Below are 10,672 nucleotides of genomic sequence, written 5' to 3' on the forward strand. Positions count from 1 at the left end.
TTCAGGGCCGGGTGATTGACGCCCGTATGGCTTGCGTCAGTTGTCGCAGCAGCGAGGCCAACTCCTCCTTTTCATCGTCGATGATTGCCTGGCGCCGGTCCAGGTAGGCGTCCGAGCGTCTGTCCAATTCCTCCCGATTAAGCCTTTCGATTTTTTGGCGCGTGGTGTCCCGAATGGCCGTGAATGGCTCCGGCAGGTGGCGCGTCATGAACTCGATCCAGAAGGGTTCGGTCATCAGCGCTTCGTACGCGGCGTCGGTGTTCTTGAGCGCTTGCAGCCGCTGGCGAGCGCGGGTGACGTCTGCGGCGCTGACCCAGCTGTCGACCGAGTACAGCATTTCCTCGCGACCTACCGGCAGGCTGAACTCCTGAGCCAGCGCTATGCGCAAGTAAAGCTTGATTTCAACGTCGTCCGGGTTTTTGTCAGCGGCACGCAGCGCCAGAATATGTTCCTCGGCGAATTGGTCCAGTTCACGCAGGAAGAATACGCTGATGCTCAGTTCCATCAGTTCGCGGCTGGCTTGCAGAGTGGCGGGTTGCACCTTGGCCTGGTGACGCCGATGCGCGATTTCCATATCAATGAAGGTCAACAGCGCACCGTCGCCGCAGGTGCCTGCCAGGTAGGTGTTGAGGAAGATTTCATTGCGCAATTCAGTGGAGTCGCCCATGGCCTCCATCAGTTTCCAGACGCGTTTGGTCAGTGCTGGGCGCAAATGCGTATTGCGATAGGCATAAGCGCTGGTCAAATCCCGGAACACCCGAAAGGCGTCATCGGGCCTGGGCTCTTCGATCTGCAGCAGTTGGTCCCAGAGGGTGCGGCGTTGTGCGTGTTCAGCCTGCGGTATGCCGCTCAACCAATCGGAACAATCTGCCGGGAGCAGTTGATGGACAATTCCGGGTAGTGGCCCACCGGCGGTGTTCCCGGTGCGCAGGCGGTATTCACCTATCAATGCCAGGGACTCGGCATTCAGCGGGTTGTCATGCAAATTGATATTGCGGCTGGAGCGGACCCTTCGATCGGATTGGAACAGCGTCGGCGGCAACGTCGTCAGTTGATTCTCCTGGAGCAGCAGTTGGGTCAGCAGAGGCCTGCTTTCAGCCCCGGCGGGCCATTGATCGAGCTGGGTGTTACGCAGGTTGAGGATTCGTAAACGCTCCATGGCGCTGACGTCCGGAGCCAGGCGCAACGGGTTGTCGTTCAGGTTCAACTCCTGCAACGCCGTCATTTGCCCCAAGCGTTGGCGAGCCTCCTCGGTCAGGGTGATGTTGTTGCCACCCAGGTTCAGAATTTGCAGCTGGCGCATCTGGGTGATTTCGACGGGCAACTCGTTGAGCAGGCAATCGATATTCAGCGTACGCAGATTGGAAAAGCGACTCAGAAAGGCGTTGCCGGTGGGCGGGAAAGCATTGCCCGAGATGTTCAGGTATTCAATGTGTTCAAAGCCCCGTGTTCCCAGGATGAAGTCGGCGTCGGGCAGGTTGTTGTCATCCAGACGCAGGATCATACAGTGGGTATCGAACTGGCCGTGGATATGGCCGCGCCAGGTTTCCCGGCGCCAGGCCCGACGAATGTGCTGGGCCAGGTGGCGCCGCCGGCCCATGTTCAGCCCCAAGGGGTCGGTGGCAGAGTCGTCAATGGGCTGCGGGGTTTCTGCCCACCGGGTCAAACCGTAATCCAGGCTGGCGTATTCGACTCTGCGCCGTTCCAGTTCCAGCAGCAGGGCGGGTTGTGACAGGCCCAGTGAGTCGATCAGATCACCGGCGTGCATCGCATTGAGGCTGGGGTAGAGCGCCTGGACTTTGCTGATCAGGTCTGGCGACCGAAGGGGGCGGGCGGGCCACAGGTTTTGCAGCCAAAGCGGGTACACCACGAACGAGCTGTTTACCTGCATGGGCGGCTGCAGCCATGGCGGAATATGGGGCAGGTCGAGCAACCGTTTGATCGACACACGCTGGTTGAGCGCCAGGTCGACGATACGCGCCTGCAGCGCCGTTGGGTCCAGCCGGTCAGCCACGCCCAAGGCCTCGCATTCGCGTGTCGACAGCAGCAGGATAATCGCGCTCAACAGGTCACAGGTACTGTCTGCCGGATCGTTGAGTGAACGGCCTTGTGCGTCGAGCGCACGGTAACGCCCACCCTCCCGAATAAGTGAGCGGCGATCGGTGCCGTTCAGATTACCGCCGCTCTCGAGCAGGCGCCCCGGGTCGCGTTCAGAGTGAACATCCAGGCGCAATTGTGCAGGCCAGCCCGGAAGGGTTTTGAGCAAGTGCAGGATGATGGAGTCGCTGTCGGGGTTCATCAGGGTGGTCAGGTACAGGCCTTCATACGCACGGTTGAGGCGCAGATCGTTGGCGGTCAGCCGGGCTTGTTCGGCCAGGCGCAGGCCGACCTGATCCTTGTCCTGGAGCTGGCGCTGTTCTTTGAGCGTGGCCTGGCCGAGGATGGCCCTGACGGCACTGACGGGCAGATGGGGATGTTGAGCTTTCAGGCGCGTCTCCAGAAGTGTGCCGGGCTGTTCGCTTTGCGTGTAAAACTGCTCGAACAACTGGGCCCGTTCCTGGTAGGCGTACTCGGCGATTTTCTTTGCCAACTTGAACTGGCGTTCTTGCACGGTGCCTGGCAGTTCCCCCAGCAGTGCCTGGACCAGGGTGTCATTGAGTGCCGCATCGTGCAGCGGCGTCGGCCCTCGGGCGTCGGCTTCTGAAATCAAGATCTTCTCTATGGGGTTTTTGACCCTGGCCGGGTATTGCGCCAGTACTTGGCGTTGTCTGCCCACCACTTGCAACACATGGGTCTCAGGCCAGCCCGGCAGCAGGCTCAGCAACATCAATTGCAGGGTCGGGCGGGCGTTGTGGCGGGCTGACGCCGTGCGCATGGCCTCGATGAAGTGCAGGATTTGCCGCTCGATAGCCACCCGCTTACGGGTATCGGCAAGCAGCGGCGGTGGCGGCAGGCCGGCGCTGTGCACTTCACGCAGGGCCCGAGCCGGGGTATCGGTGATGGCGAGGATGCGTGCCGAGGTTGGCCGGTCGATGTGGAGCTCTTGCGGGCCCAGGCGATAGAGCAATGCATGGTCATCCCAGCTAAGCGGGTCTTCGCTGGCCAAGCGCCAGGCACCGTGGCCATTGTGTTCGAGCCGTGGTGTATCGACGCCGACTTTCTGCGGATGCTTGAGCCGCCACTTGAGCACTTGTTGATCGAATGTGATCGGATACAGCGAGCCGTAGAGGGCAATCAACTGCTGGTCTCGCCATTGATAGATGCCCTCGACGTTGGCCTGCACGTGCGCCGGCAGCAGCACATTCTGTTCGTACTGCCCCAGAGAACCGTTGAGCAGGCTGACACCTTCGGGGCCGCGCCGTTCGCTCATCAGGTCGCCCAGGGTTTTGCGCAGGCCTTTGGCATCGGTGTCGGCGGTCATGCCCAGTTGGGTGCGTTCGTGAGGTTGCAGCACCGAGGCAATGGCCAGGTAAAAACTGTCGGTGGTGGGCGATACAGGAATGGTGCCGCCGTTGCGCATGTCATACGCTTCGTAGCGGCCTTCGCCGTAATGGCGCAGTTCAACCGTGGTGTCATCGGGCCCCGTCGAGACATAGGGCCGGGTGATAACGCCATCAACGACCTCGGTCACCACGAAAGCGCGGTTGAGCCGCGTGCGTAGCAGGCTGGATGCAAACTCCCGGGCCCACTGGTCGTTGTCTGGATTGAACGGGCGCGAATGGTACAGGCCGTCGATGGCGGCATCGAGACGCAACGCGATGCGGTGTTGTTCCAGCCCTTGATGGACTGTGGGTGGCAGGGTGGCGTCCTGTAAAAAGCGTGCTTGCTGCTCTGAGGTCAGTGGGTGTTGCTTAAGCAGTTGTGCCAGGTTGGCTGGCGTGAGCGGGGGATAGCGTTCGTGCAGTTTTCGCAGCAATGGCGTGATCGCTACCAGCGGTTGAGCCACCCTGGTGGGTACAAGCGAACGGGCCGGATGGTCCGCAGGCATTTCGTGGCGGGCGTAACCGGCGAAACGAGTCATGGCGTTGAACAGGTCGGCACGTCGGGCCTGGGCCAGGGCGCTGATTTGCAGGCGCAAGCGGGCGATACGCTGGGTATTGTCGAGCAGCGGGCTACCGGCCTTGCCCAATACGGAACCGGCGGGTTGCTGACGCAGGATCAGCTCAAACAGTGCCTGCCTCGTCGTTTCGCTGTCAGCAGGATCATCAAGCCCCGCGTAGCGGCCATCGTCGCGCCGCTTGATATTAATGGCCGTGGTCGTCTGCTCACTGGCGCTGTAGGTTTCGCTCAGATTGCCTTGGCCGTCATACACATTGATTGCCGCGCCCGCCGGCCACTCCGGTAATTGAGTCAGCAGGCACAGCACGGCACCGTCGGCGTGGGGCGGCATGTGGCCGCGTCGATGAAAGGTGTGGATGAGTTGTTCGATCACACGGTCGGCCTGCAGTCGACGCACCCCTTCGGTAAGGTTGACCGGCGTCGGCTGGCCTGCCCAGATAGCATCCAGGGTACTGCGGCTGGTGGCCGTGCTGCGCAGCAGGTTTTCCATGGACTCAATGGGCACGGCGGCAGCGCCATTGGGCAGCATGCGTTCGGCCAATTGCACGTTGGACAGGGTGTGTGCGTTTTGCAGGTCCAGCGTCCAGGCGTCCAGGTGCGGGGCGAACACAATCGGTGGGGCAAAGCCGCCCTGGTGGTCGTTCTTGAGCACAAAGCGCATCAGGCGGTTGTCGTAGCCCACCTCCACCACGTGTTTTTGCTCGGCCGCTTGAAGCCACACGTACTGTTTGCCCCTGAGCGAATAGATCCCCTGGGCATTGGCTATCTGGCCGTTGAGCAGGTGCTGGTCGAGGATCGCGTAGGGGCTGATGTCGAGTTTCCACAGCGCAGGGCTGCCATCGTTGCGCGTGACTTTGCGCGGGTTGCCCAGTTGCTGGAGCAACTGGTTCATGCGGCGACGATGTACTCGGCCGGCGGTAGAGATCAGCAGGCCGCTGATTGCCAGGTCGGCGACGTCACCTATCGCGGCGGCAAAGGTACTGGCCTCGCCCTTGAGCGCTTCGTTGACGCCCTGCGTGACGCTGTGGGCCAGGCTGCCGAATACCGCCACTTGCATGACCCGGTTCAAGCCGGTGACGCCGCCCGGTACAGGCGTCAGCAACAATTCCAGGACTTCGGCGGCAATCGCGGCGGCGCCATCGATGACGGCTTGCACGTCGCGGTCCGTACGGGTATTGGCCAATGTGGCCAGGTTGGACTGCAATTGTTGCACCATCGAGGCGGTCAAGGTGTCGACCACTGAAACGGGACGCGGGCTCTTGGGCACGGGTGTGAAGCGCAGGTCAGCCAGCGTGTGCTCGGGGAACAGGTAGTGCAGGCTGTCGTACAGAAAAGCGGCAGCGGCAGACAAACCCTCGGGGCGCTCTTGCGCGTACAACAGGCGTTTGAACTCGTTGAGTTCGGTGATCGGCAACTGGCGAGAAAACCAGCCCAGGTCGTGTTTGCGATGGCTTTCTTTGAGTTGCGCCAGAAATTGGGCATGGGCGCTGCGTGCATCGGGATGGAAACGCAGCGCGCCACCGGGGCGGAAAGGGAAGTAGGAGACTACTCCAAGGCTGGCGACCGGAATCAGCAGCAGCGGCAATGGAACAGCGCTGGCGGGCGGCGTGAGGGTGACCTGCGGAAACACACCTGACGGTTTGCTCAGCGCCAATTGCTCAATGTGCTGGACCGTTTCATCCTTGTCGATGGCCTCGATCAACGTGTTGTAAAGCCCAAGGGTCAGGCCAGAGCTGCGGCGATTGCGATAGGCTTCTAGGGCCTCGAAGCGCAGGCAGGCGCGTGCACTGGTGCGCAACAGGGCATGCAGGTTGCCGTCCGGGCGCAACTGCGCATTGAGGGTTGCTTGCAGCGCGCCGCCCAGGTCCAGCTCGCGGGTGATCGCGATAAACGACTCCACCGTCAGCGACTTGTCGTGGCTGCCGGACAGGTAGGAAGCGTCGACGAATGTGTGGCCGGAAGCCTGGCGCGTCTGGGTGGCGAAACTGAAGTTCAGGCATGCGGCTTCCCACAATGACATCGTCGACAGGTGCGGCCGGTATTTCCATTCGTCATACGCCCTGCGAAAGCGCTTGGGGTTCAGGCCGTTGACCGTGCTGGCACGGGGCTCCCACGGGAGGGGCGGCGAGACCGGTTCCAGATAGCGTGTGTGCAGGTAGATTTTTTCTGGATCCTGGCCGCCGACCTTCGCCCTCAGGCGTGCCAGGCCCTGCGCCTTGAAGGTGCTGATCAGGGTGTTGTTGGCGGCTTCCACCGCCATGAGTGCGCGATGTGCCTCGCGCTGCAGCTTCACATACTCACGTTGTTGGGTGGGCGTGAGGCTGGCCAGGGTTTGGGCGACGGTGTCGCGGATCATTGCCAGGGCTTGTTGCCGGTTCCAGGACTCGCTGTCTTGCAAGGTCCCGGATAAACCGTTGAGCAGTAACTGGGTGGGCATGGCGCCATTTCCTTTCACGGTGAGGTGGAAGGGCAATGGAACCATCCCGCTGATGGGCGCCGTGGCTAACTATGTAGCGATGCGGCGCGGGCGGCGGCGCGTTGGTTCAGTTGCTTGTTCACGTCCAGCCACCCCGCGAGTGCCGCCATCAGCGCCGCCCCTGCCAGGGCCGTGGTCAGCTTGATCGCCAGGGAGTCGCCGGCCATGGCATTGAGCATATCGGCCAATGGTGCCAACACCACCCCCAGGCAAAACACTTCCAGGGAATAACGCCCCATCCGCGCCAGTTGTCGGGCCAGCCACTGTTGCGTCCAGCCGACATCGGGAAGGAGTTTGGCGGTGACGTAGGCCAAGGCCAGGAAGTGCAGCAGGCGCACGGGGGACAGGTCAGTCTTGCTGATGGGGTACAGCCATTCGCCAATCGCCCTCGGCATCCAGGCGTCGTGCACCTCGGGCCAGCGCCACGACAAGGTGATCACGCAGGTCACCAACACGTAGACCGCAGCGGCCACCAATAGCGGTTGGCGCAGCAGCGGGCGTGCATCGACCGGGCCTGGCGAACGCAAGGCCGACGCACCGCCGAGGATAAACAGGCATTGCCAGGTGACAGGGTTGAAGTACCACACGCCGCCGTTGCTGGCCGGCAGGTTCCAGCCTTGCCAAGGCGCCAGCAGATACACCGCTAACGATATCGCCACCATCAGCGTGGGCGCTCGCACCAGCAGCGGCAGGGTAATGGGCAGGCTCATCATCAGCACGATATACAGCGGCAATGGGTCGGTCAGGTTGGGTTTGAAGCGCAGCAACAGCTCATCGAGCAGGGCCTGCTGGGTGTGAGTGAGGAAATACTCGAGGCCCATCTCCTGCACCAGATCGCGGGTTTCGATATGGCTGTTGGCAAAAATCACGATGCCCATCAACAACGCCAACAGGAAAATATGCACCACGTAAAGCGTCCATACCCGGCGCAGGATCTTCACGCAGGCAAACACGTAGCCGTCGCGCAGCAGGATCCTGCCGTAGGCCAGCACCGCCGCGTAGCCGGCCAGGAACACGAAGATTTCGGCGGCGTCACTGAAGCCGAAGTTCTGCACGGTGACATTGGCCAGGGGGTTGTGAGGCACGTGATCCCAGAAAATGAAGATCAACGCCAGGCCCCGAAAAAAATCGATGCGCGGGTCGCGTCCGTTCAGCATGGCAGCGGGCTCTTGAACAAGTAGTTGATTGACGATAGGTGAGCGTGGGCGTCGCCGCACGTCGGGCGGGCGCAGGTTGGCGGTATTTGTAAGCAATTGCAAAGGCTGGGTATTACTGAATGTCTCTAGAGATCAATGATCACCAGGGTGCCCTGGCTGCCTATGAGCACACCGTGGGCAGTGCCGGCTTCCACCAGGTACATCTGGCCGGCGTCCACCCTGATGGCTTGATCACCGATGCGCAGGTGCAAGTACCCGCTGATCACCAACAACCCTTCGTTGTAGTCGTGGGTCTCTTCCTCGTACGCCTGTTCATCCATGCGCAGTACTTTGATCCGCGCCGGGCCAACCCGGCCCAGACGTGTGGATGTCCAACTGTCGGGCAGTTGCGCGGCGATAGCGACGAAGTCCAATAACGGCATGTGAATCTCCTTGTTTCAACGATGCCGTCGGTGGTCCGGTTCAGCAGGCGGCGGGTCTTGTCAGAAAGCGTCCATCAACAAGACCCGGCATGGCTTGGCTTGATGCTCATTGATCTGGGGCACCAACCGGGTGAAGTGCTCGGTCTGGCAGTGCGCATCCAGCGCCGCTTGATCCGGCCATTGCTCGATAAAAATGAAGTGCCCGGGGTCTTTTTGATCGACAAACAAGTCGTAGGCAATGCACAGCGGTTCCTGGCGGGTTTTTTCCACCAGTTCGGCGTACCAGGGGCGCACGGTTTCCACATGTTCGGGCTTGATAAAGTCTTCGGCGATGACTTTCAACATGCTAGGTGTCCTTTAGGCTGCAGCAATTTCATGCGGCTCAAAACTGTCCGCCCGCGCCATCTGCCACATCCGCGAATAAAACTCGCCGTTCACTTCCCCGGTGAGCAACTCCCCAGGCTTCAGGAATACATGCAACTGCGAAAACAGTTTGATCTCGGTCGCCGACATGCGTCGCACCAAGTGCTTGGCCGACAACTGCGACGGGTGATCGAGCCCGGCGGCGGCGAGCATTTCGGCCAAAGCGTGCAGCGTGTTGCGGTGGAAGTTGAATACCCGCTGGGCCTTGTCCGGCACCACCAGAGCACGTTGACGCAGTGGGTCTTGCGTCGCCACGCCGGTCGGGCATTTGTTGGTGTGGCATGACTGCGACTGAATGCAGCCAATGGCGAACATGAAACCACGCGCCGAGTTGGCCCAGTCGGCGCCGATGGCCAGGACGCTGGCGATGTCGAACGCACTGACAATCTTGCCGCTGGCACCCAGCTTGATCTTGTCGCGCAGGTTCAGGCCCACCAGGGTGTTGTGCACGAACAGCAAGCCTTCACGCAGTGGCACGCCAATATGGTCGGTGAACTCCACGGGGGCGGCGCCGGTGCCCCCTTCCTTGCCGTCCACCACGATAAAATCCGGAAGGATGCCGGTTTCGAGCATGGCCTTGGCGATGCCCATGAATTCCCACGGATGGCCCAGGCAGAACTTGAAGCCCACCGGTTTGCCGCCGGACAGTTCGCGCAATTGGGCGATGAATTGCATCAGCTCGATGGGCGTGGAGAACGCACTGTGGCGTGACGGTGATATGCAGTCTTCGCCCATCATGATGCCGCGCGTATCGGCGATTTCCTGGGTGACCTTGTGCTTGGGCAGGATCCCGCCATGGCCGGGCTTGGCACCTTGGCTCATCTTGATTTCGATCATGCGCACTTGCGGGTTCTGGGCCTGCACGGCGAAGCGTTCGGGGTCGAAACGGCCGTCGCTGGTGCGGCAGCCGAAGTAACCGCTGCCCAGTTCCCAGGTCAGGTCGCCGCCGTTTTCTCGGTGATAGGGGCTGATGCTGCCTTCGCCGGTGTCATGGGCAAAGTTGCCGAGCTTGGCGCCGTGGTTGAGTGCCCGGATCGCGTTGGCGCTCAATGAGCCGAAACTCATGGCCGAGATATTGAACACCGACGCCGAGTATGGCTGTGCACACTGCGGGCCGCCGACCATCACGCGAAAGCTGCTGGGGTCGCTCAGTGGCGCAGGGCGCATGGAGTGGCCGATAAATTCAAAGCCTGACTGGTACACGTCAATCAGGGTGCCGAAGGGTTTGTCCGCCGTTTCGTTCTTGGCGCGCGAATACACCAGCGAGCGCTGGGCGCGGGAGAAGGGCAGGGCGTCGCTGTCGGACTCCAGCAGGTACTGGCGGATTTCCGGGCGGATGGTTTCTACCAGGTAACGGATATTGCCCAGGATCGGATAGTTACGGCGCACCGCATGGGGGCTTTGCAGCAGGTCGACAATGCCGATCAGGCTGAGTACGCCGGTGACCAGCGTGATCGGCCACAGCCATTCATGTTCGATAAAGGGGAGGCTGGCGAGGGTGAAAATGACGCACACAGCAAAGAAGGCGTAGCGGCTTAACAAGGACAGGCTCATACGGTTTCCTTGGGTTCGGACTCTTCAGGTCGATCCGCCATTCTGCGCCTGTCAGGAAACCATAGACAACCTGTGGGAATATTCAGTTTGGCAACGCGGGTGGGACAGACTGGCCTGGGATAGACATCTGTCGGCGCTTGATTCGGTTCAACCCTTGTCAGCATTGATAGTTTCGGGCGGCTCTCAGCATCGGCTTACTAGACGCAACAAGCCTAACCTTATTGCAAAAGGTTCTCGTTTGGATGCTTGATGTTGTGTTACTGTATAACAAATCAACCGCACCCAGACGCCCCGGAGGCCTCATGAAAGCTGGTATCCACCCCGACTACCGCACCGTGCTGTTCCACGACACTGCCGCCGACGTGTTCTTCCTCATCGGTTCCACCGCCGACAGTGATCGCACCCATAAGCACAGCGACGGCAACACCTATCCCTACATCCCGCTGGACGTCTCCAGCGCCTCGCACCCGGTCTACACCGGTCAGCAGCGTAAGACCCAGGCCGAAGGCCGGATTGCCGGGTTCAACAAGCGTTTTGCATCGTTTGGGTCGAGCCCGAAAAAAGCTGACGCATGAGCATGA

General features: G+C 61.0%; 6 protein-coding genes. 1 reads left to right on the forward strand and 5 read right to left on the reverse strand.

What is annotated here, in order from left to right; genetic code table 11:
- Position 1: 1 nt before the first annotated feature.
- From AC4PS6_RS07125 to AC4PS6_RS07145, 5 genes are all read right to left on the reverse strand, one after another.
- Positions 2-6,496, reverse strand: coding sequence for an NEL-type E3 ubiquitin ligase domain-containing protein (locus AC4PS6_RS07125; RefSeq protein WP_336827122.1), 6,495 nt, complete (start codon positions 6,494-6,496; stop codon positions 2-4).
- A 65-nt stretch (positions 6,497-6,561) separates the two neighbouring features.
- The gene (locus tag AC4PS6_RS07130; protein WP_336827123.1) at positions 6,562-7,692 is read right to left on the reverse strand and encodes an OpgC family protein; all 1,131 of its coding nucleotides are present in this window, start codon (positions 7,690-7,692) and stop codon (positions 6,562-6,564) included.
- Positions 7,693-7,817: 125 nt separating this feature from the next.
- Positions 7,818-8,114, reverse strand: a complete 297-nt coding sequence (locus tag AC4PS6_RS07135) for a cupin domain-containing protein (RefSeq protein WP_336827124.1) — start codon at positions 8,112-8,114, stop codon at positions 7,818-7,820.
- 60 nt (positions 8,115-8,174) lie between these two features.
- On the reverse strand, positions 8,175-8,459 hold the full coding sequence (locus tag AC4PS6_RS07140) for a putative quinol monooxygenase (protein ID WP_014717106.1): 285 nt from the start codon (positions 8,457-8,459) through the stop codon (positions 8,175-8,177).
- 12 nt (positions 8,460-8,471) lie between these two features.
- Positions 8,472-10,091 (reverse strand): FMN-binding glutamate synthase family protein, encoded by a 1,620-nt coding sequence (locus tag AC4PS6_RS07145; RefSeq protein ID WP_020301187.1) that lies wholly within the window; start codon positions 10,089-10,091, stop codon positions 8,472-8,474.
- A 302-nt stretch (positions 10,092-10,393) separates the two neighbouring features.
- On the opposite strand from AC4PS6_RS07145, the gene AC4PS6_RS07150 reads away from it, so the two are divergent.
- The gene (locus tag AC4PS6_RS07150) at positions 10,394-10,666 is read left to right on the forward strand and encodes a type B 50S ribosomal protein L31 (RefSeq protein ID WP_014717108.1); all 273 of its coding nucleotides are present in this window, start codon (positions 10,394-10,396) and stop codon (positions 10,664-10,666) included.
- Positions 10,667-10,672 lie beyond the last annotated feature (6 nt).

This window comes from Pseudomonas sp. DW-iso17, assembly GCF_058725345.1.